The sequence below is a fragment of the Marasmitruncus massiliensis genome (genome assembly GCF_900186535.1).
Lineage (GTDB): Bacteria > Bacillota > Clostridia > Oscillospirales > Ruminococcaceae > Anaerotruncus > Anaerotruncus massiliensis_A.
In genome coordinates this window covers 1-26,446 of record NZ_FYDE01000002.1, presented here as the reverse complement: position 1 = coordinate 26,446, position 26,446 = coordinate 1, and the positions used below count along the sequence as shown (strand labels likewise).

Genomic DNA, 26,446 nt, shown 5'->3' with positions numbered 1-26,446 from the left:
CATTAACTTTTTAGCCCTAATGCGAAAATACGATTTTTAAAAAAATGCCAGCATCTGTAAAGCAAATCCCTTTACAGACATAAAAATCCCAATAAAAAGACAATCCATCTTCCTTAGCGCTAACAAGAATACTAACCGAAACTGGGTACCATTACATTTTCATCTCATTCATAACTCATCTAACCATCATATTTCGCAATTTTTCACCTGTTTTCATCACCGTCTAAAAACGATCAAAACTAATATTTATAACACACTCATCCGTTATTTGCAGAAAAAATCGGTCCTATTCAAAATCGAGGTCTATAACTAACCGAAACTGGGTACCGAAAAACTTTTCAATGAAAAAATCCCCTTTTTTCGTATATTTTTCAACTGTTATCATAACATAATCAATCAAAATTATGACTAACCAAAAATGCCAATTATACCAACCAGAAATTGCTACCTGACCATCCGAAACTGCCTACCCAGCCAACCAAAACTGTCCACTAAAAAAAGAAAGAGAAAAGCCTGCAAATACCCAACACCACCTAATTTAGTAGTACAAAATAAACACTGCACAAGATGCTGTATGTACTGTATGTCTTGTACGTACTAAAGGAAAGTTTTCCGAAAAGCTTTCCTTTTAGCATAAAACCCCTTTAAAAGAATAAACGATAGATAAGATTTATAAAAAGCAGTTGAATAAATTACGATCTATGCTATAATAAAAAACTAAAGTATTTACCATAACAGGAATCTTCATACAATAAAAATCAAAGCAGGTGAGAAAATGGAACCCAACAGCCTGATATGGCTGTTGCTTTGCATTGGGTTACTCAGCTTCGCCGCAACAGCAGCGGCACTCATTGCAGTGCTACATATTCAACGAAAACAACCGGATATGCGAACCTTTTATACCGAGATTAGCCGCTTAAGAGAAGACCTGTTAGCAGAACTAAGACAGACAAGGCAGGAAAACAACCAGAATATTTCCAGAACGGTGACAGCGTTGGGGCAGTCGCTTACAGCGAATCAATCCTTAATGACGACTGAATTATCCGGCCGGCAAGAAAGTACCCAGAAATCTGTTATTTTAATGATGCGCAATGTTGATCAGCGGATTCAGGGATTTACTGTACAAAATGAACAACAGCTGACGGGAATACGGAATACTGTGGAAAAAAGGCTGCAGTTTCTACAGGAAGATAATGCCCGGCGGCTGGACGAAATGCGTGCAACAGTCGATGAAAAACTCCAACAGACACTGGAAACCAGGATCGGAAAATCGTTTCAATTGGTCAGTGATCGATTGGAACAGGTTTATCGCGGGTTGGGAGAAATGCAATCTCTGGCAGCGGGAGTGGGGGATCTGAAGAAAGTCCTTTCCAATGTCAAAACACGCGGCATTTTGGGAGAAGTCCAGTTGGGCGCCATTTTGGAGCAGATATTATCTCCGGAACAATACAAGGCAAATGTGGCAACCAAACGCGGAAGCAGAGCAATTGTAGAGTATGCGGTAGTTTTGCCGGGAGACGGGGAACAGCCGGTCTATCTGCCTATCGATGCAAAATTTCCGGCGGATGCTTATACACAGCTGACGGATGCCTATGAGAAAGGAAACGCGGAGGGGATTACTGTTGCTTCCGCGCTTTTGTCGAGCCGAATTAAATCATTTGCAAAAGACATTCGAGACAAATATCTCGACCCCCCTTATACTACGGATTTTGCCATCATGTTTCTTCCATTTGAGGGGCTTTATGCGCAGGTGTTACGCTTAAATCTGCTGGAAATACTGCAACGGGATTATAAAGTGAATATTGCGGGACCGACAACGATGGCGGCCCTGCTCAATAGTTTACAGATGGGCTTCCAGACATTGGCGATTCAAAAACGGTCCAGCGAAGTTTGGGACGTTCTTGGTGCTGTCAAGACGGAATTTGACCGTTTTGGGGAAGTACTGGATATTACGCAGCAGCGGCTGGAACAGGCAAATCATGAACTGGACAAGCTGGTCGGCGTACGCACCCGGATGATCCGGCATAAGTTGGCACAGATATCGGCTGTTTCGTCTGAAAAAACGGAACAGCTGCTGAAAGACTAAGAAAACCGGACTTTTTGAGAAGCGGGGGATAGGCGTAAAGAAAGCGAACATGTTAATAGTAAATGGAGATAAAAGGATTAAAAAAATATGCTGATCAGCTTGGAAAACGCATCAAAACTCTTTGCGGAAAGAGTCATCTTTATGGGTGTCAATCTGAAAATTGAAGAGGGCGATCGCATCGGGCTAGTCGGCGTAAATGGCGTCGGGAAGTCAACCCTTCTGAATGTATTGGAAGGTTCTTTGCCTGTGGATGAAGGCGAACGTGCTGCCAGAAACGGGTTACGGATTGGATTTTTGCGTCAAAACAGCGGTGTAGAAGGGTCTGCATCCATTCAGGAAGAGATGAAGTCGGTTTTCCGCCCGTTATTGGATACGCAGCAGCAGATGAAGCGGCTGGCTGCGCAGATGGGCCAGTTTGCCGATCATACGGATAGGGAATATAGGAGGATCACGGAGGAATATGACCGGCTGCAAATTTATTTTGAAGCCAATGAGGGCTATCAGATTGAAGTAAAAATAAAAACTGTCCTGAATGGAATGGGGTTCGGAGACTGGGATCCGGAAACAGTCTGTTCTACTTTATCCGGTGGGGAAAAAACAAGGCTAGCACTTGCAAAGTTGCTGCTGGCGGAGCCGGAGCTGCTGATGCTTGATGAACCGACAAACCATCTGGATTTTGCAACTCTGCAATGGCTTGAAGAATATCTGCAGAACTATCGAGGCGCACTCGTGGTTGTCTCACATGACCGCTATTTTCTTGATAAAATCTGTACAAAGATCTGGGAACTTGCAAATCTGCGGTTCACTTCTTATAAGGGCAATTACACAAAATATACAAAAACGCGTGAAATGCTGTATGAACGCCAGTTGAAAGAATATGAGATGCAGCAGTCCCATGTTGCGAAGCTGACGGATTATATCGCGCGCAATAAGGTACGTGCTTCCACAGCGGGAATGGCAAAAAGCAAGGAAAAAGAACTTGAACGCATGGAATTGATTAAGCAGCCCCCCAAACCGCTGCATTCTGCACGCATGGCGTTCCGCTTTGAACGGGAACCGGTAAAGGATATCCTGCATGTGCAGGGGTTAACCATGAAGGTGGGAAGCGGGGAAACGGAACGGACATTGTGCAGAAACGCGGATTTTGATCTGCTCCGCGGCGAAAAGGTTGCACTTGTCGGAAGCAACGGTGTCGGAAAGTCCACATTTCTAAAAACGGTATTGGGGCAGCTTCATCCAGAGGAAGGACGGATTCAGTGGGGGCGCAACGTCAAAATTGCGTATTTTGAACAGGAACAGCTGGATCTTCATCCCTATAAAACGGTTTTAGCTGAACTTTGGGACCGGTTTCCCGCGACGTATGAACAGGATATCCGAAACGTTCTGGGAAACCTGCTGTTTACGGGGGACTCTATCTATAAGCAGGTTGGAACCCTGTCCGGCGGCGAAAAGGCAAGACTCAAATTTGCCATTATGATGTACGAGGAAGGAAATGTCCTGCTGCTTGACGAGCCAACCAACCATTTGGACCTTTCCACAAAAGAGGTCTTGGATAAAGCGCTGGTGGACTATGAAGGCACGATTCTGATGGTTTCGCATGACCGCTATCTGCTCAGCCGGATGCCTACACGGATTGTGGAAATGTTTCCCGATCGGTTTGTCAGTTATGACGGCGGCTATGAGGCTTATCTTGAAAAAAGCAGGGAGCTGTCGGTAATAGATAATAAGCCCCCTGCGGAACGGGCAAAAGCAGATAATGAGTATTATCGGAGTAAAAAACAACGCGCGGAAGAAGTAGCGCGAAAAAAACGTCTGATTCAGGTGGAGCAGGAGATATCAGACTTAGAAACGCAGATTGCGCAGGAACAGCAGGAGATGTGTGACCCCTCTGTATCAAGCGATTACCAAAAGGTTGCCTCGATCTGCCAGCAGCTTGAGGAGATGCGGGCGGAGCTTTCCGACCGGATGGAAGAATGGGCAGAACTTTCTGAGGAGTTTGCCTGATCAAGGTAGGGGGAGAACTTATGGCTTGGATTCTGATGCAGCAGGTGGCTGTCATCTTTTTGCTAATGGGCATCGGTATTGTACTCAGAAAAAAGAAGGTCATCAGCATCGAAGCCGCGGGGATGGTTTCCAATCTTGTAATCATTATTGTAATTCCCAGTGTGATTGTGCAGGCGTTTCAGCGGGATTTGGAAAGGGAAATGCTTGTCGGTATGGGAACGGCATTTTTGCTCGCCGTGCTGTTTCATATTATGGCTGTAATCGTTACAAAATGGCTTCCGCGCCCGCGGGACGATAACCGGTATCCCGTGGAGCGGCTGCTTGCAATCTGCTCCAACTGCGGATTTATGGGAATTCCTTTAATGACAGCAGTGATGGGTGATGTGGGAACACTTTACGCCGCCATCTATGTTGCGGCCTTCAATTTGTATCTATGGTCACACGGGGTTATGATTCTGCGGAAAACGAAAAGAATCAGCGCAAAGGAACTGTTCTGCACACCCGGGATGATCGGGGTAGGGGTCGGCGTTACACTGTTTTTCCTGCAGCTGCGCCTGCCCGCTTTATTTACCATTACGCTTAATTATCTAGCGGCAATGAATACGCCGCTGCCGACTATCATTACGGGTGTATTTTTAGCGGATATTTCGTTTACGAAAGCGCTTCGCGATCGGCATGTTTATCTGGCGACGGCGTTGCGGCTGTTAATTCTGCCGATTCTGTTCATCGGGCTGATTTGGGCGATGCGGGTGCCGGCATGGTTCCCGGAAGCACCTATGACCGCTCTGGCCATGGTTATCTGTAGCAGTTGCTCCGGGGCTATTACAACGGCGATGATGCCGGCACGCTATGGCGGGGATGCTTCACACGGAGCGGCGCTGGTAGCCGTATCAACGCTGTTCTCCATTTTGACGATTCCTTTTGTGGCGACGCTGGCTCAATGGCTGTTTACCTTTACATAAAAACCCGGCCGGCGGCCGGGTTTTTCATAGGATTTTGCTGATAACCAGGTACAGCGCGGCGGAAAATTCGTCCGGCAGAACTGCAGCGATTGGTAAAAGGTTGAGCTTTTTTTGCTGTACAATCGCTTCCTGCATACGTTTTGCAAGAAAGACGGTGCGCACTCTACGGTCAAGCAGTTCCAGCGTTTTTGCGCTGAATTCGGGCTGTTCCGGGACGGAAATATCCGAAAGCGCCTGTGTCAGTTTTTCCCGCCAATGGTTCGACGTGTAAAGAATAACGGGGTCCAGATCGAACAGTTCGCCGGCACATTCCATCCCGTCCAGCGCGTAAGCGCGAACACTTGGAGCTTTCATGCCGCGGCGAAGACAGCGTTTTTCAATCGCCCGCAAAGCGACGGAATCCAAGAAGGTCTGCCCGGTGCTTTCCATCCCGAACAATGCCGAGTGGGTGTAAAAGTCCCTATAGTACCGGCGAACTAGTTCCGAAAGACTTCCTTTAACAAATGCAAATGCGCATCCGTCGAATACGCCGAAAGTGCGCATCGTGTCGAGATAACCAAGGCGCATATTCTGACGGGTGGAAGTCGGGTCAAACAGCAGGATGGAACCGAGATTCCAGTAGCAGTGAATCGTCTGAATATCGTATTGGTCAAACTCTTTTTCCCATCGGGTGATTCCGATTGCGTTCATATTGACGGCAATGACCCGTTCGGCTCCACGGTCTACCGCCATTCGGATGGGCATATTGTCATAATAGCCTCCATCGATATATTTTTTGCCGTCGATGGTCTGCGGACGGATGGCGGGGAAGAAAGCGCAGGAAGCAATCAGGTGTTCTGTAAGCCGTCCGGAAGGGATGTCTTCCAGCCAGAAACGGCAGGGTTTCATGCCATTCATGCGTACGGTAACAAAACCGAAATCGACCGGGGACTGCCGTACGGCCTGTTCGTCCAGGAACGAAAGCAGGAGATGTTCCAGCGCTTTTGTGCCGACGCCGCCTTTTGTTGCGGCGGCACGGCTGAACAGGCGAAGTGCCGCCAGCCATTTTCTGCGCGGGGAAAGGGTTTCATCCAAAGGGACGTCGTCAAACACACGGGAGGTTTCGAGTTCCTGCCAAAGGCGGCGGGCCTGTTCCAGATCTCCTTGCGCGATTACAGCGCCGTTGAGCGCACCCACAGAAGTTCCTGTAACGATAGACGGCTTTACATCCAGTTCGCTGAGCGCCTGCCAGACACCGATTTCGTAAGCGCCGCGGCTGCCGCCGCCGGATAATACCAATGCTGTTTTCAGTTGTACCCCACCTACCTTTCCTTTTATAGTATATCAAAAAACAGGATCGGTTTGACGATCCTATTTTTATTTTTGACGATAAAGCATTTGCGCAGACATTGACTTCTGTTTGGTACTATTTTATAATATGTTAATACTTGCTTACTGCACCATTAAAGGTCCGAAAGGAGAGGGCAGCATGAAAGAACAGTTACAATCGGGGCGAAAAGCAACTTTTGTAGTGGAAGTCCAGTTTCAGCAGAATAATACCTTGCAGGGGACAATCCGCTGGCTGGAAGAAAAAAGAAGCCAGCGATTCCGCAGCACACTGGAGCTGATGAAATTGATGGATGACGCGCTTAAGCGGAGCAATGAGAAGAGTATGCCTTCCGAAGAGCTTGAATGGGAGCCGGTTCCTTCGGATATGCCCTTGTAAGTCCTGGAAGATTATGATAGAATAGTGACGAAACTGGTAGGAAATGAGGGCTTGATATGGTGATATGCCCAAAATGCGGACGGCCCGTCAGCGGGCGCGCCCGAAGCTGCGGCTACTGCGGTGAGTCTCTAGTGAATGAATATTTCAGCCAAGCTCAAATGGAAGAAATGAAGCCCGCTTCGGTATCCGCTGGTGCGATTGCCGCAATGGTGCTGGGCGTTTTAGGGGGGCTTGCTCTGTTGGCCGCGCTGATCTTCCGCCTGTTGCCTCTATTTGGTTTTTGGGTTTCGCCGACCACCGATGTTCGCTGGTGGGTTATCACTTTGTTAATGACAATTCTCCCGGTGATTTATCTGATCACGCAGATAACCCTGCGTGGGGAGCGGTTTTCGCTGTTTCCGGATGCGGTTTCGCTGTTTTGTTCTGTAACGGTGCTTTCCATGACTGTACAGCTTTATTTGATGCAGGGGACACAGCCATTTGACGGCCCGGATGCGATTCCTTATCTTTTGACGCTGGGATGCATCCTTATAGCGGTCGCGAGTATATCCGCGATTCTTACCTATCGTAAATCGGAATAAATTCGCCGCGCAGGAATTCTGCGCGGCGTTTTCATCGGGTTAATCTGATGGGAGTTTGTACCTGTTTGGCAGATTCAGAACAATTAGTGAGGCAAATACTGCTGCAACGCCCAATAGGCCGGCTGCGGTAGCAGGCTCATGAAACAGGAAAATGCCGGCAAGCGTTGCGACGACCGGTTCAATCGATGCCATAATCGAGGCTTTTCCGGCAGGGACCTGTTTAAGGCCCCGTGTATAGAGCAGGTAAGGGATTGCGCTGCTGAACAGCCCCAATGCGAGAAGGTACCAGACAGAACCGGGAGAATCCGCCAAAAGTCGGGGGAACTCATCAAGCCCCGCAAAAGGCAGCACTCCGATACAGGCGAACAGGAAGGTATAGGTGGTGACGGTGATCGAATGGTAGCGTTCCAGTGCGTATTTGGCGAAGATGCTGTAAAGGGCATAGCCAAAGCCGGAGCCAAGTCCGGACAGAATTCCGATTGGGGAGATTTGCAGAGAACTTTGCCCGACGCCTGAAACCAACGCACAGCCTGCGAAAGCGAGCACGAGAGCGGACAGCTTACGGCGGGTCAGCTTTTCATGAAAAAGGAGGAGGGACAGGAGCGTCACAAATGACGGCGCGGTGTAAAGCAGAATCGCCGCCGCTGAAAGAGAGCAGAGGCGGATGGTGGTAAAATAGCAGTAGTTAAAAAAGACGATACTGAAAATGCCGGTTCCGACAAAACACCAGCAGTCCCGCAAGCGGATTTTCAGCAGCTTTCGATCGGTCGCCAGCAGAAACAGAGCTAAAATAAAGGCGGTAATCCATGCGCGGCAGGCAACGATCTGCATTGGGCCGAACCCGGGCAGGTTTCTGACAAAAACGCCGATCAGTCCCCAAAGCGCGGCACCGGATACGATATATAAATAAGGAAGGATCTGCATGTTTTGATTCCTCCGTTTCCGCCTGTAATTGTACCACAGTCAGCGGACTTCGTCTATCTTTTACAGGAACTTATTGAGAAATTATATAGAATGTGGCATAATGAAGCTGGCAGAAATTCAAGTGAAAGGCGAATTGGCGGATGCTTCCATTTATCATAGAAGAGCGGACAGTCTGGGAACGGCTGGCCGAGGCCCAAAAGCCGATTGTGCTCTACGGCATGGGATTAGGTGCGGAGAAAATTCTCCGGACTATGAAAACCTGTCATGTAACCGTATCAGATGTTTTTGCGAGCGATGATTTTGTTCGCGGACAGTCTTTTTATGGCTGGCAGGTGAGAACACTTGCCGAGGTGCAGGCGCGCTACAATGATTTTATCATTGTCGTGGCGTTTGCGTTCTGGCAGGACGAGCTGTTGAGGCGGGTGGAAACCCTCAGTAAACGGTATGAGCTTTACGCGCCGCATGTACCGGTTGTGGGGACGGAAGCGGTGGACAGTTCCTACCTTGACAGGCATGAAACGGAGATTCAGGCAGCCTATCGTCTGATGGCGGACGAGCAGAGCCGCAGGGTTTACGCCTCCGTCTGGAATTATAAGCTGAGCGGTAAAATTCTTTATATTCGCGAAGTTACCACGCCGAAAGAGGAGGCGTATGCCCTTATTTGCCCCTCTGCGGATGATGTTTATCTCGATCTCGGCGCGTACGACGGGGATACGATCCGGGAGATGACAGCCTATGCAGGTGGATCACTCCGCCGGGTAATCGCGCTGGAGCCAGACCCGAAGAACTTCCGCAAGCTGTCCGCCTTTGCAGAAACTTATTCCGGTGATCTGCATCTGATCAATGCCGGTGTTTATGACCGGGATACGTCCATCACTTTTGCCAACAAGGCAGGCCGCCACTCCGCTGTCTCCAGAGACGGGAAAGGGATCAAGGCTCCAATGCGCTCCATTGATAGTGTGGCGGGAGAAGAACCGGTTACCATCATTAAGATGGATGTGGAAGGGGAAGAGGCTAAGGCGCTTGCGGGCGGAAAGACGATGCTCCGGCGGGATTGCCCGCGGCTGATCGTATCCGCCTACCACCGCAACGAAGATACCTTCGCGTTGCCGCTGCAAATCCACGCGCTGAATCCCGGCTATCGGATTTATCTTAGGCAGCATCCGTATATTCCTGCGTGGGATAACAATCTCTATGCGGTGAAAGAAGGCTTTGCATGAACCCGTTCCCTTATTCGGACGATAACAAGCACTATCATACCTACAGCTATTATCTGCGGCACAGGTTTGGCGGGAAGGTTTCTCGCATCAGTCTGAACGCAGGGCTGTCCTGCCCGAATCTGGACGGAACCAAGGGTACAGGCGGCTGTTCCTATTGCTCGTCCAGCGGGAGCGGGGAGTTCGGCGGGAAGCCCGGCCAACCGGTTTCAGAGCAGTTTGCGGCGGTTGCAGGGCGGATGGGGGAAAAGTGGGACACGCAGAAGCATATTGCCTATTTTCAGGCGAGGACCAATACGTATGCTCCTGTGGACCGACTGCGTGCCCTGTATGAGGAAGCGCTGGACTGCCCCGGTGTCGTGGGGCTTTCAATTGCGACCCGCCCGGACTGCCTGCCTGACGATGTGTGCGACCTGCTGGGTGAGCTGGCGGAAAGAACCTATCTCACGGTGGAACTGGGCTTGCAGAGCGTCTGGGAGGAAACCGGGAGGCGCATCAACCGTTGCCATACTTGGGAGGATTTTTTAAACGGCTATGAAAAGCTGCGTAAACGTGGAGTCCTGGTCGGCGCTCATATCATCAACGGGCTGCCGGGTGAAACGCCGGAGATGATGCTAAAAACAGCAGAGGAGCTTGCAAAGCTGGAGCTGCATCTTGTCAAAATTCATCTGCTGCATGTGATTCAGGGAACGCGGCTGGCGGAACAGTATCGGTCCGGGGAATTTCCTCTGCTTTCGCGCGGGGAGTATGTGGACATCGTGTGCAGCCAGTTGGAACTGTTTCCGCCGGAATTTGTTCTGGGCAGACTGACAGGGGATGGCGCGCCGGAACAGCTGATCGGCCCGGCGTGGAGCCTGAAAAAGCTTTGCGTCCTCAACGAGATTGACAAGGAATTTGTCCGCCGGGACAGCTGGCAGGGAAAATGTTTTATCGGCAGATGAAATCAGGGGAAGGGGAACGCTGTTTATGGCGGAAGTGACTTTGATACAGGATGGCATCCGTAGACAGTATTTCGTCCCTGCGGGAACGCCGCTGATGCCGCTTTTACAGCGGGAAGCCGGCTTCGCTTTTCCCTGCGGGGGAAACTATACCTGCGGGAAATGCCGGGTCAGGGTGTCCGGAGGCATATCGGAAATGACACCCCGCGAACATGCGCTTTTGAGCGATGCGGCGGAAGGGGCGCGGCTTGCCTGTTTTCTCACTGTTCTGGGAGACTGTGAAGTGGTGGTCGGTTCGCAGGGTTCGGCGCAGATCGTCACTGATGCGGATGCGGTGCGGATACCACTTGACCCCAACTATACGGGGGTTGGCGCGGCATTTGATATCGGTACGACAACTGTTGTCTGCTATCTGTTTTCCTCGGAGCGGGAAAGTCCGCTGGCATCGTTGGCCGGGCAAAACCGGGAGGCCCCCTTTGGTGCGGATGTTATTTCCCGTATTGAGGCCTGCAAAAAGGGTGCAGTTTTACAGCAGCAGGATGTAATACGCAATCAGATGTCGGAAATGCTGGAAACGCTCTGCGGGCGTGAAGGGGTCACACTTTCCGATATCCAAAGGATCGTGGTGACAGGCAACACCGTTATGCTGCATCTGCTGGCGGGGCTTGACCCGTCGGGGCTCGCGGCGGCGCCGTTTACTCCGGAGTCCCTGTTCGGCAGCTGGCAGGGCTGGAAGCTTGACGGATTTTCCAACGCGCAAATTTACCTGCCAGACTGCATTTCCGCATTTGTAGGCGCGGATATTACCTGCAGCATTCTGGCGTCAGGGATGCTGGATAGCGGTGGCGTTTCTCTCTTGTTGGATATAGGCACCAACGGCGAAATGGCACTATTCGACGGAACATGTTTAACCAGCTGTTCGGTAGCGGCAGGGCCAGCGTTTGAAGGAGCCGGTATTTCCTGTGGGAGCGGCGCAGCAAACGGTGCGATTTCCTCGGTATGCATCGGGCAGGACGGTTTGCAGTATGAGGTAATCGGCGGGGGAAAAGCACACAGCATATGTGGGTCAGGCCTCATAGATGCGGCGGCAGCTTTTCTGTCTTTGGGTGCATTGGATGAAACCGGTTTGATTGCGGACGGGGAAACGCTGTCCATTGGAAACAGCGGTCTGAGCCTGACCCAGCAGGATATCCGGCGGCTTCAGCTTGCTAAAGCTGCTGTCGCCGCCGGTATGGAAACACTGTTGCATGAGCGTGAGATTGGCTTTTGCGAAGTCGGGCAGGTTTTTCTCTGCGGGGGCTTTGGAAGTTATCTGGATGCGAAATCGGCCGCGCGCATCGGTTTGCTGCCCAAAGAATTGGTGTCAAAAACCAAAACAATCGGTAATGCTGCCGGAGCGGGCGCCGGCTGCATCCTGCAAAGCGATGCTGCTTTGCAGCGCTCCCGGCAGATTGCACAGCAGGCAAAGACCATCGATCTTTCAGTCAATGCTTATTTTATGGAACGGTATGTGGAAAATATGCTGTTTAAGCAGGGGGATTAAACTATGAAGATTCAATTAAGATTTGCCGATGCTGAAAAAGATGCTTCAAAAGTTCTCGCAATCTATGCGCCTTATATTTTGAATACAACCATCACATTTGAATACGAGGTGCCTTCGCTGGAGGCTTTTCAGCGGAGGATGGAAGGCGTCATGGAACAATTTCCCTGGATTGTGTGTGAGGTGGACGGCGTGGTCGCAGGCTATGCCTATGCCGCCAAACAGTATGAACGGGCGGCTTACGGATGGAACGCCGAGCTTTCCGTTTATCTCTCCCCGGAATTTCAGGGCGCCGGTATCGGCTCTGCGTTGTATCGTGCGCTGATTGGGGTATTGCAGATACAGGGCTACCGGAATGCATCGGTTCGTATTACGATTCCCAATGAAAAGAGCATCGCGTTGCATCAGGCGTTTGGCTTTGAACCGGTGGGGACGTTCCATTCGGTCGGCAACAAATTCGGCCGCTGGCTGGATATGCAATGCCTGACCAAGCAGATTGGGGAATATTCTGAATTTCCAAGCCCGCCGCAACCTGCTTCCATGTTGAACAAAGAAATTACGGATGCCTTATTCTCCGCCTGCACTCAGCAGATACGGGTTTGTGCACGCCGCTGAACTTTAAAATAATTGGATGAAAAAGAGGCCATTTCTGGTGGCCTCTTTTTTGTTCGTTAAATTTTTGTGAAAATACAACAAAATTTTAACGAACATTTCTTGCTTGTATCCAACTTCAAAATTTGAATACAATACGGTAAAATGTATGTAAGAAAATTTGACCGGCGCTTGTTAGCTCGGTTTTTTCTTTGTCAGGCAGTCATTACAGGAAATGTCAGAGGCAATCGCGCACAAGACGCGTCGTGCGCGATTCCTTTCTTTGTGTATGAAGTTGCTTGTTTTGGCAAATAATAACAAGCATAAGGAGTTGTAGCCATGGATATTCGTTATTCCGCAAATCAGAAAGATTTTAAACGCTATACGACCGAGGAAATCAGAAAAGAATTCCTGATAGAAAGCCTTTATCTTCCGGACGAGGTTGTCAGTGCTTATTCCCACGTTGACCGTATGGTAACACTGGGATGCATGCCTGTGAAGGAAACAGTGTCAATCGATAAAGGAATTGATGTATGGAAAAATTTCGGTACGAAATTCTTTCTTGAACGCCGTGAAATCGGTATTTTTAATATTGGCGGCACAGGCAGGATTGTCGCAGACGGGACAGAATATCAGCTGGGGTATCAGGACTGCCTGTATATCACGATGGGGACAAAGGAAGTCCTGTTCAGCAGCGACAGCGCGGATCAGCCGGCGAAATTTTATATGGTAAGCGCACCTGCGCATAAGCCCTGCAAAACTACGTTCATCAGCATTGCCGATGCTGCCAAACGCCCCTGCGGCGACACGGAGACCTCGAATAAGCGGATCATCAATCAGTTTATTCATCCCGACGTTCTGGAAACCTGTCAGCTCTGTATGGGTATGACGGTTCTGGAGCCGGGCAGTGTCTGGAACACAATGCCCAGCCATACCCATGAGCGCCGGATGGAGATCTATATGTATTTTGGCATTCCCGAAAACAATGTGGTTTTCCACATGATGGGGGAAGGTAAAGAAACCCGCCATATTGTCATGCAGAACGAGCAAGCGGTCATCAGCCCCAGCTGGTCGATCCATTCGGGCTGCGGTACCGCCAGTTACACCTTTATCTGGGCAATGGGCGGAGAAAATAAGGAATTCGACGACATGGATACCCTGAAAACAGTCGAATTGAGATAAGTTGTCCAAAACCGGTATTGCCGGTTTTCATAGGATTATGTATTGTTCAAGGAGGAAAATTTTTTATGAAGAAAGTAATTGCGATGGTCCTTTCCACAGCGATTGCATTGTCTCTGGGTGCCTGCACAGGTGCCGGGCAATCCGCATCCGTCAGTTCTGCCGCTTCCGGCGCTGCTTCCGCCGCGGGCGAAGGTCAAACAAGCACAACCGCTCCGGCAGCCGACGCAGTGGTGCTCAAGCTGGCGTTCAACCAGTCTGAAAATCATCCGCAGTACAAGGCGCTGGCTGAAATGGGCGAAAAACTCAAAGAACAGACCAACGGCAAATATGTGATTGAAATCCACCCCAACGAACTGCTTGGTTCCCAGAAAGACGCTTTCGAGCTGGTGCAAAACGGTTCCATTCAAATGGCAATGGTTGCAAACTCCATCGTTGAAAACGTCAACAAAGATTTCGCCGTTCTTGGCCTGCCGTATATCTATGACAGTCAGGAACATCAGAAAAAGGTATTTACCTCCGGTGCGCTGGATGAACTGTTTGCCGACACTTCCGCTGCCAATAACGGGTTTGACGTGCTGACTGCGTTTACCGCTGGTGCCCGTAGTGTTTATACCGACAAACCCATCCACACCCCTGAAGACCTGAAGGGCTATAAAATCCGTGTGATGGAATCCCCGACCTGCATCTCCATGCTCAACTACATGGGCGGCGTCGGCACCCCGATGAGCCAGGGCGAAGTTTACACTGCGATTCAGCAGGGAACAATCAACGGCGGTGAAAACAATGAAATCACCTATGCCGACCTGAAACACTACGAGGTTGCTCCCTATTTCTCCTACACCCAGCACATGATGGTTCCCGACCTGCTCATTATCAATACCGACATCCATAACGCGATGCCGGATGATGTGAAAGAGATTTTCTCCAAGCTGGTCGACGAAACCACCGAGCGTGAATTTGAGCTCTGGAATGAGCAGATTGATGCTGCCAAGCAAACCGCGATTGACGGCGGGGCCACTTTTGTTGAAGACGTTGACATCAAACCGTTCCAGGAAGCATGCAAACCGCTTCATGACGAAGTTGCTGCGACCTCTGAAAACGCAAAGAAGCTTTATGACGCTGTTCGTGCCCTTGCAGAATAATTCAGTTTTATACAGTTTTTAAAGGGAGGGAAGCCTGCCTTGTGACAAGGCAGGCTTCCTACGATATACGATGCTACCGGAGGAGAGGGATTGCATGGCTGCGATAAAGAGAGCGATTGACAAAGCTGTTGAGTGGATCTGTATTTTTTTACTCGGGTTTATGACGATTTTAGTTACTTATCAGGTAATTACCCGTTATTTTTTCAATGCGCCGAGCGCGATCAGTGAGGTACTGGCAAAGTATCTGTTTGTCTGGTTGGTAATGATCTGCGGCGCTTATGTATTCGGGCTGCGCGAACATATGAATATCGCCTTTCTGCGCGATAAACTGCCGCTCAGGACCCGTTTGACTGTGGAAATTTTCAGTGAGATTCTCATTGTTTTATTTGCGCTGACAGTGATGATTGTCGGCGGGTATAAAGGGGCCCTGAAACAGATGATCCAGCTTGATTCCGCGCTGCAGATACCCGTCGGAATCATCTATGCGGTGATCCCGGTCAGCGGCATCCTGATTGTGTTCTACTTTATTTATAACGTTTCCCGGCTTGCAAAACAGTTTGCCGCGGGCGACGGATCAAGGGAAGGGGCGTAAATCCAATGAGTCCTGCATTATCCGCTGCAATTGTTATGGCGGTTTCTGTTTTTGTCATGCTCGCCATGGGCGTTCCGATCAGTATCAGTATTGGCGGCTCTTCTGTTTTAGCCATGCTGCTGATCCTTCCGTTCGACGGCGCGATGATTACCTCCGCACAGAGGATGTTTACCGGTGTCAACTCGTTCTCACTGCTTGCTATCCCGTTTTTTGTTTTGGCAGGCAATATCATGAATAACGGCGGCATCGCCATCAGGCTGATTAACTGTGCGAAAGTGTTTTCGGGGAGGCTGCCCGGCTCTCTGGCGCAGACCAATGTCGTCGCGAACATGCTGTTCGGCGCGGTTTCCGGTTCCGGCGTGGCCGCTGCCGCGGCAATCGGCGGTACCATGACTCCGCTTGAAGAAAAAGAAGGCTATGCCAAAGATTTTATCGCGGCGATCAATATCGCTTCCGCGCCGACCGGAATGCTGATCCCGCCGTCCAACACACTGATCGTCTATTCCACTGTCGCCGGATCGGTATCCATCTCCGCGCTTTTCATGGCAGGCTATCTGCCCGGTATTCTCTGGGGTATTGGCTGTATGATTCTTGTTGCTTTCATGGCGAAAAAACGTGGCTACGTTTCCGCACAGAAATATACTCCCAAAGAAGTGTTGGCGCTGTTTTTGGACGCAATCCCCAGCCTGCTGCTGATTGTAATCGTCATTGGCGGCATCCTCGGCGGCATTTTCACTGCTACCGAAGGTTCCGCAATCGCAGTGGTTTATTCTCTAATCCTTAGCTTTATCTACCGTTCGCTGAAGCTGTCCGATCTGCCAAAGCTGCTGCTGGAATCCGCGAAAACCACAGCCATCGTTATTTTCATGATCGGCGTTTCTTCCATTATGTCCTGGGTGATGTCCTTCACGCAGATCCCCAGCATTATTGCCAACGGATTGCTGAGCTTCACGAATAACCCGACCGTGATCCTGCTGATTATGAACGTCATTCTGCTCGTTGTCGGTACATTTATGGATCCCACACCGGCGGTTTTGATCTTCACACCAATTTTTCTGCCGATTTGCATGAGTTTTGGGATGCATCCGGTGCATTTTGGTGTTATGATGGTAATGAACCTCTGTATCGGTACCATAACGCCGCCCGTCGGACCGATTTTGTTTACTGGCTGTAAGGTCGGCAGCATTTCAATTGAAGGGGTGTTCAAAACCCTGCTGCCTTTCTTCGTGGTTACAATCGCCGCGCTTTTGCTGGTTACCTATCTGCCGGTATTTTCGATGCTGATTCCCAATGCACTGGGACTCATTAAATAAGATAGGAGCAAGGCGCGGTTTTCCGCGCCTTGTTCTTCAACTTAGATTATTCTAATAGGAGGAATTGAAATCATGAATATGAATAGTTTCAGACTGGATGGAAAGGTAGCGCTGGTAACAGGCGCGTCGTATGGGATCGGATTTGCAATCGCGAGCGGGTATGCGGCGGCGGGAGCGAAAATCGTGTTCAACGATATTAAGCAGGAGCTTGTGGATAAAGGACTGGCCGCATACAAAGAGGCGGGAATAGAAGCCCACGGCTATGTGTGCGACGTGACCAGCGAAGAGCAGGTCAACGAGATGGTAGCCAAAATCGAACAGGAAGTCGGTATCATCGACATCCTGGTTAATAACGCGGGCATTATCAAGCGTATCCCGATGCTGGAGATGAGCGCGAAAGAGTTCCGTCAGGTCATTGATGTAGACCTGAACGCGCCGTTTATTGTGTCCAAGGCGGTAATCCCTTCGATGATCAAGAAAGGCCACGGCAAAATCATCAACATCTGCTCAATGATGAGCGAACTGGGGCGCGAGACGGTATCCGCCTATGCAGCCGCAAAGGGCGGGCTCAAGATGCTGACCCGCAACATCGCTTCGGAATACGGCGAATTCAACATTCAGTGCAACGGCATCGGACCGGGCTACATTGCGACCCCGCAGACCGCGCCGCTGCGCGAGCGCCAGGCGGACGGCTCCCGCCACCCGTTTGATTCCTTCATCATCGCCAAGACTCCGGCAGCCCGCTGGGGCACTCCGGAAGATCTGATGGGGCCCGCTGTGTTCCTCGCATCCGACGCTTCCGACTTTGTCAACGGCCATGTGCTTTATGTGGACGGCGGTATCCTTGCCTATATCGGCAAACAACCTTAATGACAACATCTGAAGGGAAGGACAGACAGCGATGAAAGGAATTTATGCGGCATCCATTACCCCGTTTGACAGCGACGGTCATGTAAATTCTACAGCTCTTGTTTCTCTGATGGAATGGAACCTCAAGCAGGGTGCGGACGGCTTTTTTCTTGGCGGGTCCTCCGCGGAATGCTTTCTCCTGAGCGAAAAAGAACGAGTCGAGACCTTTGAGGCGGCCTCCGGCTTGAAGGACAGGACCACGCTGGTAGCACATATCGGCGCGGTTTCTACCGGCGAAGCCATCCGCTACGCAAAGGAAGCCAAGCGCCTTGGGTTCCATCATATTGCCGCCACCCCGCCTTTCTATTACGGCTTTTCCGCCAGGCAGGTTGCCCAATATTACTATGACATCTCCGCCGTGGTTGATATGCCGGTACTGATTTATAACTTTCCCGGAAACACCAACCGCCCGTTTGATCTTGCCAATCCGGATACACAGGCGCTGTTCCGTTCCGGCGCCGTACTGGGCATCAAACACACCAATTTGAACCTCTTCCAGATGGAGCGCATCCGCCACCTGAACCCGGCTCTGACGGTCATGAACGGATTTGATGAGACCATGGTCGCCGGACTTGCACTGGGCGCGGACGGGTCAATTGGCAGCACCTTTAATTTCATGCTGCCGCACTATAAGAAGATCTATGACACGTATCTGTCCGGGGACAGGGAAGGCGCGCTGGCTTTGCAGGTCAAGGCGAACAACATTATGGAAGCGCTGTGCTCGGTTGGCTTAATTCCGGCAATCAAGTATGTTCTGACCACAATGGGCATTGACGCCGGTATCCCACGCCGCCCGTTCCTACCGCTAGAGGACAGCCAGAAAATATTCTTGGATCAGGTTTTAAAAGAAAACCTTGAAAACGACTGATTATTTTCTAATTATATAAAAAACTCTGTTTACTTTAAAGTGAACAGAGTTTTTATTTGTGTGCAATATTTTCCAATTTTTTTAACACCAGATATATAGAAGTATCTATTAATTAAAAGAAAGAGGAGTTATAAATGGCAAAACCAAAGTTGATCGGGGGTATAAGCGCATGTTTCGTTATTTTCTTATTTGCTTTTTTTAATTTACATAGCAGGTCTACTAGCCTCGCCAATTTGCCGGCGGAATATATCCTGAAATCCGATTACAGCGCCTATCAAACGGATTCCAAACTATTGCAGACAAGACCCTGTGAATTGATTGTACTAAAACATGGTGTCGCGAAAAGCCATCAGGTAAAAAATGGACATCTCGCCATTTACCAAACGAAAAACCAGGCTTTTTATCTGAAGAAAGGGGAGCAGCTTTCCTTTCTGTTTCATATCGACCCGGTTCTTCCTAATGGGCACCACGCTTCCATTGGTTATATCCTTGATGATCAGTATCAGGTGTTCGCAAGGGGCGGTTTGAAAGAACAGGCTTATGCAGAGTTTGAAGCACCTGAGGATGGCGAATACAAATTTTTTCTTTGGTGTACGGCTACCGATACTATTCATGTTTCATCGCTGACGATTAAATAGTCGGAAATATTGGGCAGGAATATTAATTTAAGATTGGAAGTGTAAAAAACGAAAAGCAGAATTATCTCGTCAATACTCTCAGTAATATTACTGGCACTAGCAATGAACACAACTGTATTAGCGGAGAATTTTACTGATCAACAATCACAAGGGACTATAACAATACTCTCGACAAGTAAAAATGGAGAAACTAAGACATATAATTATGATTTTTGTGATCTTGTTATTAAAGATAAAAATGGGAATTTAATTACAGGAAATTTCCACCCAAACGTTATTTTAGATCCACATAGCATTCCAGCAGGCAAAACCTATTACTACTATACGCCTGATGGTGATTATTTCGATTTTGTTGCCGACGAAACGATTACTGCAATTATTACTTTTGATAAAAAGGCCAAAATTACCTTTGGTTATCAAAAGCAAAGTAAATCTAAAACAAAAGTAGTCACAAAAACAACTGACTATTTGGTGACATCTTTTGACATTCCAAGTGATGGGTTTTATAGATTTTATATAACAAATCATTCAACTTCATCAGTGTCAGTTGAAAGAGGAACAATTACAAGCCGTTAACTATTTCATTTTATTCCTGCTCGATAAAATCAAAGAAAAGAAGCCCCCTTTCGGGAGCCTCTTTTCTTTATGCTTTTCAGCAAATGGGAGAGAAAGAAAAGCTATTTTACGAGCGCTTTGACCTGTGCAAGCTGTGCGGCATCCAGCGGAAGAATATCGCTGTTTGCCATGCCGGTGGAGGAGTCCTCCACCAAAATCATCTTGGTGTCTTTCTGGGTAACGGTGTTGTGCCAAAGGGCGGAAGGGATGTTGTAAACCTTCATCGGCTGCATCTCCACAGCGCCGATCTCCAGTTTGCCGTCCGTTTCATTGGCATAGAGCAGCGTGCAGCGGCCAGCCAAAAGGACAAACAGCTCGTCGGTTTCGTTGTGGCGCTCCAGGCAGTCAATTCCGGTAATATCGTTTGCAGGTTTCCAGTTCTTGATGCCTACCATCCATTTTTCGTTTTCGAATACACGGGTGAGGCCTTCCCCTTCAAAGGCAAATTCCTGAATTTTCATGATGACAAGCTCCTTTTATTTAATGAGTTTTTTGCAGTTGGCTGCAATATTTTCAGCGGTCAGGCCGTAGGCTTTAAACAGGTCGGCCGGCTTGCCCGATTTTCCGAACTTGTCATTGACGCCGACGCGGGCAAATTTCGCATTGGAATTTCCGGCGAGGACTTCCGCAACTGCGGAGCCGAGCCCGCCGATAATGGAATGTTCCTCAGCGGTCACGACAGCGCCGCACTGTTCAGCCATTTTGAGCACGCAGTCAGCGTCCAACGGCTTGATGGTGTGGAAGTTGACAACCGCCGCCTTGATGCCCTCATCTGCAAGCAGGTCGGCGGCTTTCAGCGCTTCCGGGATCATCAGGCCGGTAGCCAGAATCGCAACGTCAGAACCGTCACGCATGATGTTCGCCTTGCCGGGGATAAATGGGGTGTCCTCCTCCGTGACGCAGTCGCAAACCGGACGCGCGACACGGATATAAACCGGTCCGTTGATTTCCACAGCGGCGCGCACCGCTTTTTGGGTTTCAATCGGGTCGCAGGGGACGAAGATGGTCATGCCGGGGAGCACACGCATCAGTGCGATATCCTCGATCGACTGATGGCTTCCGCCGTCCTCACCGACGCAAAGGCCGGAATGGGAAAGCGCAAGCTTCACATTTGCGTTGACATAAGAGATCGAATTCCTGATCTGCTCATACGCGCGGCCGGCGCCAAACAGCGCAAAGGTGCTGCAGAAAGGGATCAGCCCGGAATGTGCGAAGCCTGCGGCCGCGCACATCATATTTGCTTCCGCGATACCGAAGTTAAAGAAACGTTCCGGATACTGTCCGGCAAATCCGTTGGTCATTGTGGCATGCGCAAGGTCGGCGTCCAGCACCACAATTTTATCATTTTCAGCGCCCAGCTCCACGAGTGTTTCCCCGTAGGCGACTCTCAGCGATTTACTCTCAGCCATTGACTGCTACCCCCAGTTCTTTGATTGCTCTCTCATAATCGTCTTTAGACGGCGCTTTCCCATGCCAGCCGTACTGGTCGGACATAAAGGACACGCCGTGGCCCTTATGGGTTTGGCAGCAGATGAATTTCGGCTTGCCGTTATGCGGCGCCTCGATGGCTCCCACAATCGCCTGAATATCATGCCCGTCAACGGTGATACATTCAAATCCAAACGACTCATATTTCTTTACAATATCCCCTATGCTCATAACCTCGTCATTGGATCCGTCAATCTGCAGGCCATTATGGTCGAGCATAACGGTCAGGTTATCCAGTTTATAGTGCGCGGCAGACATGGCAGCTTCCCAGACAAGACCTTCCTGAGCCTCGCCGTCGCCGATAATGGCATAAATCTGATATGCTTTTTTCTTGAGCTTTGCAGCCATTGCCAGCCCGCCGGCAATGGAAACACCTTGGCCGAGGGAACCGGTGTTCACGTCAACGCCGGGGGTTTTGGTGCAGTCCGGGTGCCCCTGCAGGTGGCTGTTGATCTGGCGAAGATCCCAAAGGTCTTCCCGCGGGAAGAAGCCCATATCCGCGAGAACCGCGTAAAGCGCGGGGCAGGCATGGCCTTTGCTCAAAACAACACGGTCGCGGTCTTCCCACCTGGGGTTCTTTGGGTCCACTTTGATCGTATTATAATACAGCGCCATCAGCATTTCTACGCAGGAGAGGGAGCCGCCCGGATGGCCCGACTGGCAGGTGTAGAGCATCTTGAGGATATCCGCACGCAGCTGTTTGGCTTTTTCTTGTTGTTGTGCAATATTCATTCCTATATAACTCCTTTTTATCGGCACGGCATCGGCGATGCCGGCATGATCAGCCTTTTACCGCACCTGCGGTCAAACCTTCCACAAGTCGTTTCTGTGCAAAGAAGAACATGATACAGACCGGGATAATCGTAATGATACCGCCCGCAGTCAGCAGGTCCCACTGAACGCCGAGCTGACCGATCAGATTTTTCAGCGCTACCGGGATCGTGCGGTTATTTTCGTTTGTAAACATCACCGCAAAGGTATATTCGTTCCAGGACTGCATAAAAATATACACGCCTGTTGCAATCAGGCAGGGGGTCAAAATTGGCAGGATAATTTTGATAAAGGCCTGGGCGCGGTTAGCGCCGTCCACCATAGCGGCTTCCTCCAGTGAAAGAGGAAGGTCGTTGATATAACCGTTGAGCAGCCACACGGAGAACGGGATGGTAAACGTTGTATAAGCCAGCACCAGCGCAGTCGGGGTATATAGGATGCCTAGCTTGCGCATAATGGCATACAACGGGATCAGCAGAAGAACAGAGGGGAACATGTTATTGGTCAGAAACATCACCATGAAGCCTTTTCTGCCTTTGAAGTCATAACGGGAAAACGCATAAGCGGCAAGCATCGAAACGATCAGCGTGACAACCGTGGTAATCACGGCAACAAGCAGGCTGTTGCCCATAGGCCTCAGGAAGTTAAAGTCAACGAACAGTTTTCTGTAGGATTCAAAGGTCAGGTTTTGGGGCCAGTAGGTTACAGCGGCTCCATAGAGTTCCTGCTCCGGTTTCACGGAGGTTACAAAAGTCCAGTAGAATGGGAACAGCAGAAACAGTAAAATTGCTATAATCGGGATATAAAGGCTGAAAATACGAGGCGCCAGCTTTTTTTTGCGCGGAGTATACCGCATGGGGCCCTCACCGGCCGGCGATGTAGTTTGATTTGCAGGCATTGCTGCTCCTCCTTTCTAATCTTTCTTAAACATATTCCTTAAATAAGGTACCGCAACCAGCGACAGCAAGAGCGTCAGCAGAACGGACATCGTGGACGCGTAGCCAAGGTTCAGGGAATTTCCCTTATTAAAGATGTACACGCTCAAAGTCTGCGAAGAATAAGCAGGCCCGCCTTCGGTCATGTTGAAGATAACGTCCACCGAGTTGGCAACCCAGATGATGCGCAGAAGAGTGGTCACAAAAATGGTATTTTTCAAAGAGGGAATTGTAACCTGGAACAGCTTCTGGAAATAGGTAGCGCCGTCAATGTCCGCGGCCTCATACAGTTCGCCGGGGATTCCCTGCAAACCGGCCAGCAGCATCAGCGCGAAGAACGGGATTCCCTGCCAGATAATTGTTACAATGACCGAGGGAAACGCGGTGGTCTGCTGAGCAAGAAAAGGGATATTATCCGATATAATTCCGACCTTCTGCAACAGGTCATTGAGAACACCGTAGTTACCGTCGTAAATCCAGCGCCACATCAGACCGATCAGAACGCCTGGGGTGACCCACGGGATCAGGCTGACCGCACGGGCGATTCCGCGCCCTTTAAAGTTCTTGTTCAGGAGCAGTGCAAGCGCAAAGCCAAAGACAAACTGGAATCCAACGCCGAACACCACCCACAGAATTGTTTTCCAGAGAGATCTCCAGAAAATCGGGTCCTGAAAAACCGCTACATAATTGTCAAAGCCTACAAAACCAATTTGATTGGGGCGGCGCAAATCGTAGTTTTGAAAGCTCATCAGAATCGCATTGACTGCAGGAACAAATACCACGGCCAAAACGATAATTAATGCGGGTGCGATCAACAGGTAAGGCCAAATAGTCATCTTTTTCTTCTGCAAGCGGATCACCTCACTTTAATTTTCGATATGGCAAGGGCAGGCTACAAAGGCTTTTTTGCAGCCTGCCCTTATTATGACAACGATTTAGTGTGTTATGCGTAGAGTGCTTTCTGGAGCTCCTGCATCGCCTGTTCAGCGGTCATCTGGCCGGTGAGGGCAGCGGCGACTGTGTTGGGCCATACGTTGGAAATCCATTCGGTCGTGGTGTCCAGAATCGGGAAGATACCGGCATACGGAGCGCCCTCAATGGAAGCTTTCATAAAGCGGTCTTCCTGGAACTGCGGCAGCTGCTGTACTTCTTTACTGACAGGAACATTGCCGGTAGCGACGCACCAGGTTTCCTGGCCCTTACCGGTAGCAAGATAAGACATCCACTCGAAAGCGGCATCTTTATTCTCGCAGGACTCGAACATCACGTTTTCGGTATCACCCATGGAAGTCCACTGGCCTTTACCCGCAGGGAAGGGGAATGCGGCAACATCATCACCAAAGGTATCTACCATTTCGGCAGAGGAGCCCGTGTGGTGGACGGTCATAGCAGTTTTGCCGCTCTTGAAGTTTGCAATGATCTCATTGAAGCCGTCGGCTGTTGCCGTCGGGGGAACATAGCCCTTGGTGTACAGATCAATGAAGTCCTGCATACCCTGAATGGCTTCCGGCGTGGTGAAATCTTCAAAGTTTCCGCCGCGCGCCTGGACGAAGCTGCCCCAAGGTTCCTGGCCGCCCTTCGAACCGCGCATTCCGAATCCGTATACGTCGGTTTTGCCGTCGCCGTTGGTATCACGGGTCAGTTTTTCGCAGGCGGTAAGGAAATCGTCGTAGGTTTTGGGAACCTCTACGCCGGCTTCTTTGAACATGGAAGGTCTGTAATAAACATAGAGCACCTGGGTATTCCAAGGCATCACATAAATACTGTCTGTGCCGCTGGCCTGCTTCATAACATCATACAGGCTGGGCTCAATGAGGTCTTTGTCTGCCCAGTTTGCAACATAGTCATCAAGATTGGCAAGCAGGTTATTGGCAGTGAAAAGCGGGGTAGCGGTCAGCTTCCAGGATGCGGTGTCAGGACCGCCGCCACCCATAACCGCGGTGAAGAGGTTCTCACTGTATTTTCCGCCGTCCCAGGGATATTCCTCGGCGACAACAGTAATATTTTTGCCGTTGGTTGCGTTGAAGTCTTTCACCATTTCCTGCATAACAGCGGAATATTCGCTGTTATCGGCCCAATACCAGTGCGTGATGGTAACAGGCTCGTTGGCTGTTGCCTCGGATGAAGCTGCAGAGGAAGCAGGAGTTGCGGAAGAGGCAGGAGCGGATGAACCGCCAGCATCCTTGCCGCCGCAAGCGGCCAGCGTTCCGGCACACAACACCAGAGCCAAAGCTGTGCTAATTAGTTTTTTCATTAGTTTCTCCTCCTAAATTTAGTTTCGCGTCTCTTGCGGTCAGGGATATATGCTTCTCGGTTTCCCGTTTGGCAACATCGGGTAGCCGATTTTTGATGGCGCTGAGTATTTTGATATGACTTTCCATTGCGCGTTCCTGGCTGCCTTGGATGGTTACTGTCTCATAATAGCCTTCCCGAATCGATTCGCAGATAATCGGAAGAAATCGATGAAGTACCTCATTTTGTGTGCATTGTGCAACAATTGAATGGAATTTAATGTCCAGCGAAGCATGCACCGCTTTGGGGTCAGGAGCGTCCCGCATCTGCTGCACCACCTGTTCCAGCATGGTGATATCCCGTTCGGTTGCCCGCTGCGCCGCCAGATAGGCGACCTGAGGCTCAATAATCATACGAGTTTCCAGCAGGTTTTGAAGCAGCTTGTGCTGGTCGGCAAAATGAAGCCCAAGGGGATCTTTGCCGACACCGGGCCTTCTGGTGATGAAAGTTCCTTTGCCGCGCCGAATCTCCACCACATTTTCTGCCACCAGCAGTTTTACCGCTTCGCGGATTGTAGAACGGCTAACGCCGAACATGCTGATCAATTCACTTTCGCTTGGGAATCGATCCCCGGGCTGCCTGTTGCTGTTGATAATAATTTCACGCAGACGGTCGGCCGCCCGGGCCGGCAGCTCTTTTTGAGCAGCGATATGTTCGGTCAAAATGCCACCTCCTTGATCTAATCAGACGTCAGACCAGTTGCCTTATTGAGAAAGCAAGAGAAATGACATTCTCTTGCTAATCAGACGTCAGACCAGTTAAAACACACTTAAACATTGCTTTAAACTTAGTATAAAGATTTTTTTGCGTTTTGCAAGAGGATTTCACATAAAACGTGATAATGAATTAACTTTTCTCATGGTATTTATGCATTTTGACGAATTCTTCGATTACGTAAAACGGGGTCCGGACAGTACTGTCCGGACCCCGTTTTAAAACATGATTACTTCGGTTGTTTGCCGATATAGGCAAGGATACCGCCGTCCACATAAAGCACATGGCCGTTGACAAAATCGGAAGCGTCGGATGCGAGGAACACAGCGGGCCCCATCAGATCTTCCGGAGTGCCCCAGCGGGCTGCCGGAGTCTTGGCGATGATGAAGGAATCAAACGGGTGGCGGGAGCCGTCCGCCTGGCGCTCGCGCAGCGGCGC

At 50.0% G+C, this 26,446-nt stretch carries 27 protein-coding genes; 17 read left to right on the top strand and 10 right to left on the bottom strand.

The window, feature by feature from the left end:
• Positions 1 to 775: 775 nt before the first annotated feature.
• The 3 genes from C1A10_RS00555 (at position 776) to C1A10_RS00545 (ending at position 5,052) form a co-directional block, all read left to right on the top strand.
• Positions 776 to 2,086, top strand: coding sequence for a DNA recombination protein RmuC (locus tag C1A10_RS00555; protein WP_101908368.1), 1,311 nt, complete (start codon positions 776 to 778; stop codon positions 2,084 to 2,086).
• An 87-nt stretch (positions 2,087 to 2,173) separates the two neighbouring features.
• Positions 2,174 to 4,090, top strand: coding sequence for an ABC-F family ATP-binding cassette domain-containing protein (locus C1A10_RS00550; RefSeq protein ID WP_101908367.1), 1,917 nt, complete (start codon positions 2,174 to 2,176; stop codon positions 4,088 to 4,090).
• 20 nt (positions 4,091 to 4,110) lie between these two features.
• On the top strand, positions 4,111 to 5,052 hold the full coding sequence (locus C1A10_RS00545) for an AEC family transporter (RefSeq protein ID WP_101908366.1): 942 nt from the start codon (positions 4,111 to 4,113) through the stop codon (positions 5,050 to 5,052).
• A gap of 24 nt (positions 5,053 to 5,076) precedes the next feature.
• On the opposite strand, the gene C1A10_RS00540 is transcribed toward C1A10_RS00545, so the two are convergent.
• Positions 5,077 to 6,330: a patatin-like phospholipase family protein gene (locus tag C1A10_RS00540; RefSeq protein ID WP_180950922.1), complete on the bottom strand. Its 1,254-nt coding sequence runs from the start codon at positions 6,328 to 6,330 to the stop codon at positions 5,077 to 5,079.
• Positions 6,331 to 6,520: 190 nt separating this feature from the next.
• On the opposite strand from C1A10_RS00540, the gene C1A10_RS00535 reads away from it, so the two are divergent.
• Positions 6,521 to 6,757: a hypothetical protein gene (locus C1A10_RS00535; protein ID WP_101908364.1), complete on the top strand. Its 237-nt coding sequence runs from the start codon at positions 6,521 to 6,523 to the stop codon at positions 6,755 to 6,757.
• A 56-nt stretch (positions 6,758 to 6,813) separates the two neighbouring features.
• Positions 6,814 to 7,338 carry a zinc ribbon domain-containing protein gene (locus tag C1A10_RS00530; RefSeq protein WP_101908363.1) on the top strand — a complete coding sequence of 175 codons (525 nt, stop codon included), beginning with the start codon at positions 6,814 to 6,816 and terminating at the stop codon, positions 7,336 to 7,338.
• Positions 7,339 to 7,377: 39 nt separating this feature from the next.
• Here the strand turns inward: C1A10_RS00530 and C1A10_RS00525 are convergent, their stop codons facing one another.
• On the bottom strand, positions 7,378 to 8,262 hold the full coding sequence (locus tag C1A10_RS00525; protein ID WP_101908362.1) for a DMT family transporter: 885 nt from the start codon (positions 8,260 to 8,262) through the stop codon (positions 7,378 to 7,380).
• A gap of 140 nt (positions 8,263 to 8,402) precedes the next feature.
• Here C1A10_RS00525 and C1A10_RS00520 point away from each other — a divergent pair, with 140 nt between their 5' ends.
• The 12 genes from C1A10_RS00520 (at position 8,403) to C1A10_RS18165 (ending at position 19,768) form a co-directional block, all read left to right on the top strand.
• Entirely contained in the window at positions 8,403 to 9,482 is a 1,080-nt protein-coding gene (locus C1A10_RS00520) for an FkbM family methyltransferase (protein WP_101908361.1), read from the top strand.
• Positions 9,479 to 10,420, top strand: coding sequence for a tRNA modification radical SAM protein MnmL/YtqA (gene mnmL, locus C1A10_RS00515; protein WP_101908360.1), 942 nt, complete (start codon positions 9,479 to 9,481; stop codon positions 10,418 to 10,420). Before C1A10_RS00520 ends, mnmL begins: the two co-directional genes overlap by 4 nt.
• A 25-nt stretch (positions 10,421 to 10,445) precedes the next feature.
• Positions 10,446 to 11,960, top strand: a complete 1,515-nt coding sequence (locus C1A10_RS00510; protein ID WP_101908359.1) for an ASKHA domain-containing protein — start codon at positions 10,446 to 10,448, stop codon at positions 11,958 to 11,960.
• A 3-nt stretch (positions 11,961 to 11,963) separates the two neighbouring features.
• Complete coding sequence (locus tag C1A10_RS00505) at positions 11,964 to 12,572, top strand: GNAT family N-acetyltransferase (RefSeq protein ID WP_101908358.1); 609 nt, start codon at positions 11,964 to 11,966, stop codon at positions 12,570 to 12,572.
• A gap of 315 nt (positions 12,573 to 12,887) precedes the next feature.
• Entirely contained in the window at positions 12,888 to 13,730 is an 843-nt protein-coding gene (gene kduI, locus C1A10_RS00500) for a 5-dehydro-4-deoxy-D-glucuronate isomerase (protein ID WP_101908357.1), read from the top strand.
• Between the two features lie 65 nt (positions 13,731 to 13,795).
• Positions 13,796 to 14,872, top strand: coding sequence for a TRAP transporter substrate-binding protein (locus C1A10_RS00495; RefSeq protein WP_101908356.1), 1,077 nt, complete (start codon positions 13,796 to 13,798; stop codon positions 14,870 to 14,872).
• A gap of 94 nt (positions 14,873 to 14,966) precedes the next feature.
• Positions 14,967 to 15,464, top strand: a complete 498-nt coding sequence (locus C1A10_RS00490) for a TRAP transporter small permease (RefSeq protein ID WP_101908355.1) — start codon at positions 14,967 to 14,969, stop codon at positions 15,462 to 15,464.
• 5 nt (positions 15,465 to 15,469) lie between these two features.
• Complete coding sequence (locus tag C1A10_RS00485) at positions 15,470 to 16,777, top strand: TRAP transporter large permease (protein ID WP_101908354.1); 1,308 nt, start codon at positions 15,470 to 15,472, stop codon at positions 16,775 to 16,777.
• Between the two features lie 72 nt (positions 16,778 to 16,849).
• Positions 16,850 to 17,647, top strand: coding sequence for a gluconate 5-dehydrogenase (locus tag C1A10_RS00480; protein WP_423241407.1), 798 nt, complete (start codon positions 16,850 to 16,852; stop codon positions 17,645 to 17,647).
• 31 nt (positions 17,648 to 17,678) lie between these two features.
• Positions 17,679 to 18,554 carry a dihydrodipicolinate synthase family protein gene (locus C1A10_RS00475; protein ID WP_101908353.1) on the top strand — a complete coding sequence of 292 codons (876 nt, stop codon included), beginning with the start codon at positions 17,679 to 17,681 and terminating at the stop codon, positions 18,552 to 18,554.
• Between the two features lie 134 nt (positions 18,555 to 18,688).
• Entirely contained in the window at positions 18,689 to 19,192 is a 504-nt protein-coding gene (locus C1A10_RS00470; protein ID WP_101908352.1) for a hypothetical protein, read from the top strand.
• A gap of 102 nt (positions 19,193 to 19,294) precedes the next feature.
• The gene (locus C1A10_RS18165) at positions 19,295 to 19,768 is read left to right on the top strand and encodes a hypothetical protein (RefSeq protein WP_145997674.1); all 474 of its coding nucleotides are present in this window, start codon (positions 19,295 to 19,297) and stop codon (positions 19,766 to 19,768) included.
• 101 nt (positions 19,769 to 19,869) lie between these two features.
• On the opposite strand, the gene C1A10_RS00465 is transcribed toward C1A10_RS18165, so the two are convergent.
• From C1A10_RS00465 to C1A10_RS00430, 8 genes are all read right to left on the bottom strand, one after another.
• Positions 19,870 to 20,268 (bottom strand): cupin domain-containing protein, encoded by a 399-nt coding sequence (locus C1A10_RS00465; RefSeq protein WP_101908351.1) that lies wholly within the window; start codon positions 20,266 to 20,268, stop codon positions 19,870 to 19,872.
• A 15-nt stretch (positions 20,269 to 20,283) separates the two neighbouring features.
• Positions 20,284 to 21,216, bottom strand: a complete 933-nt coding sequence (locus C1A10_RS00460; protein WP_101908350.1) for a transketolase family protein — start codon at positions 21,214 to 21,216, stop codon at positions 20,284 to 20,286.
• A complete protein-coding gene (locus C1A10_RS00455; RefSeq protein WP_101908349.1) occupies positions 21,209 to 22,027 on the bottom strand; it encodes a transketolase in 819 nt (272 codons plus the stop codon). Before C1A10_RS00455 ends, C1A10_RS00460 begins: the two co-directional genes overlap by 8 nt.
• A 49-nt stretch (positions 22,028 to 22,076) precedes the next feature.
• Positions 22,077 to 22,964: a carbohydrate ABC transporter permease gene (locus C1A10_RS00450; protein ID WP_341456873.1), complete on the bottom strand. Its 888-nt coding sequence runs from the start codon at positions 22,962 to 22,964 to the stop codon at positions 22,077 to 22,079.
• A gap of 15 nt (positions 22,965 to 22,979) precedes the next feature.
• Positions 22,980 to 23,852 carry a carbohydrate ABC transporter permease gene (locus C1A10_RS00445; protein WP_341456872.1) on the bottom strand — a complete coding sequence of 291 codons (873 nt, stop codon included), beginning with the start codon at positions 23,850 to 23,852 and terminating at the stop codon, positions 22,980 to 22,982.
• A gap of 92 nt (positions 23,853 to 23,944) precedes the next feature.
• Positions 23,945 to 25,255: an ABC transporter substrate-binding protein gene (locus C1A10_RS00440; RefSeq protein WP_101908348.1), complete on the bottom strand. Its 1,311-nt coding sequence runs from the start codon at positions 25,253 to 25,255 to the stop codon at positions 23,945 to 23,947.
• Entirely contained in the window at positions 25,239 to 25,955 is a 717-nt protein-coding gene (locus tag C1A10_RS00435; RefSeq protein ID WP_101908347.1) for a FadR/GntR family transcriptional regulator, read from the bottom strand. Before C1A10_RS00435 ends, C1A10_RS00440 begins: the two co-directional genes overlap by 17 nt.
• Before the next feature lie 281 nt (positions 25,956 to 26,236).
• On the bottom strand, positions 26,237 to 26,446 hold a 210-nt coding region (locus C1A10_RS00430; RefSeq protein ID WP_145997673.1), incomplete at its 5' end, for an SDR family oxidoreductase.

What these genes read in the sequence shown, in the direction of transcription:
- C1A10_RS00495 (WP_101908356.1), top strand. Translation starts at nt 13,796, where the DNA reads ATGAAGAAAGTAATTGCGATGGTCCTTTCCACAGCGATTGCATTGTCT.
- C1A10_RS00455 (WP_101908349.1), bottom strand. Translation starts at nt 22,027, where the DNA reads ATGAATATTGCACAACAACAAGAAAAAGCCAAACAGCTGCGTGCGGAT.
- C1A10_RS00450 (WP_341456873.1), bottom strand. Translation starts at nt 22,964, where the DNA reads ATGCCTGCAAATCAAACTACATCGCCGGCCGGTGAGGGCCCCATGCGG.
- C1A10_RS18165 (WP_145997674.1), top strand. Translation starts at nt 19,295, where the DNA reads ATGAACACAACTGTATTAGCGGAGAATTTTACTGATCAACAATCACAA.
- C1A10_RS00475 (WP_101908353.1), top strand. Translation starts at nt 17,679, where the DNA reads ATGAAAGGAATTTATGCGGCATCCATTACCCCGTTTGACAGCGACGGT.
- C1A10_RS00545 (WP_101908366.1), top strand. Translation starts at nt 4,111, where the DNA reads ATGGCTTGGATTCTGATGCAGCAGGTGGCTGTCATCTTTTTGCTAATG.
- kduI (WP_101908357.1), top strand. Translation starts at nt 12,888, where the DNA reads ATGGATATTCGTTATTCCGCAAATCAGAAAGATTTTAAACGCTATACG.
- C1A10_RS00510 (WP_101908359.1), top strand. Translation starts at nt 10,446, where the DNA reads ATGGCGGAAGTGACTTTGATACAGGATGGCATCCGTAGACAGTATTTC.
- C1A10_RS00555 (WP_101908368.1), top strand. Translation starts at nt 776, where the DNA reads ATGGAACCCAACAGCCTGATATGGCTGTTGCTTTGCATTGGGTTACTC.
- C1A10_RS00550 (WP_101908367.1), top strand. Translation starts at nt 2,174, where the DNA reads ATGCTGATCAGCTTGGAAAACGCATCAAAACTCTTTGCGGAAAGAGTC.
- C1A10_RS00535 (WP_101908364.1), top strand. Translation starts at nt 6,521, where the DNA reads ATGAAAGAACAGTTACAATCGGGGCGAAAAGCAACTTTTGTAGTGGAA.
- C1A10_RS00530 (WP_101908363.1), top strand. Translation starts at nt 6,814, where the DNA reads ATGGTGATATGCCCAAAATGCGGACGGCCCGTCAGCGGGCGCGCCCGA.
- C1A10_RS00440 (WP_101908348.1), bottom strand. Translation starts at nt 25,255, where the DNA reads ATGAAAAAACTAATTAGCACAGCTTTGGCTCTGGTGTTGTGTGCCGGA.
- C1A10_RS00460 (WP_101908350.1), bottom strand. Translation starts at nt 21,216, where the DNA reads ATGGCTGAGAGTAAATCGCTGAGAGTCGCCTACGGGGAAACACTCGTG.
- C1A10_RS00520 (WP_101908361.1), top strand. Translation starts at nt 8,403, where the DNA reads ATGCTTCCATTTATCATAGAAGAGCGGACAGTCTGGGAACGGCTGGCC.
- C1A10_RS00490 (WP_101908355.1), top strand. Translation starts at nt 14,967, where the DNA reads ATGGCTGCGATAAAGAGAGCGATTGACAAAGCTGTTGAGTGGATCTGT.
- mnmL (WP_101908360.1), top strand. Translation starts at nt 9,479, where the DNA reads ATGAACCCGTTCCCTTATTCGGACGATAACAAGCACTATCATACCTAC.
- C1A10_RS00525 (WP_101908362.1), bottom strand. Translation starts at nt 8,262, where the DNA reads ATGCAGATCCTTCCTTATTTATATATCGTATCCGGTGCCGCGCTTTGG.
- C1A10_RS00480 (WP_423241407.1), top strand. Translation starts at nt 16,850, where the DNA reads ATGAATATGAATAGTTTCAGACTGGATGGAAAGGTAGCGCTGGTAACA.
- C1A10_RS00465 (WP_101908351.1), bottom strand. Translation starts at nt 20,268, where the DNA reads ATGAAAATTCAGGAATTTGCCTTTGAAGGGGAAGGCCTCACCCGTGTA.
- C1A10_RS00470 (WP_101908352.1), top strand. Translation starts at nt 18,689, where the DNA reads ATGGCAAAACCAAAGTTGATCGGGGGTATAAGCGCATGTTTCGTTATT.
- C1A10_RS00485 (WP_101908354.1), top strand. Translation starts at nt 15,470, where the DNA reads ATGAGTCCTGCATTATCCGCTGCAATTGTTATGGCGGTTTCTGTTTTT.
- C1A10_RS00505 (WP_101908358.1), top strand. Translation starts at nt 11,964, where the DNA reads ATGAAGATTCAATTAAGATTTGCCGATGCTGAAAAAGATGCTTCAAAA.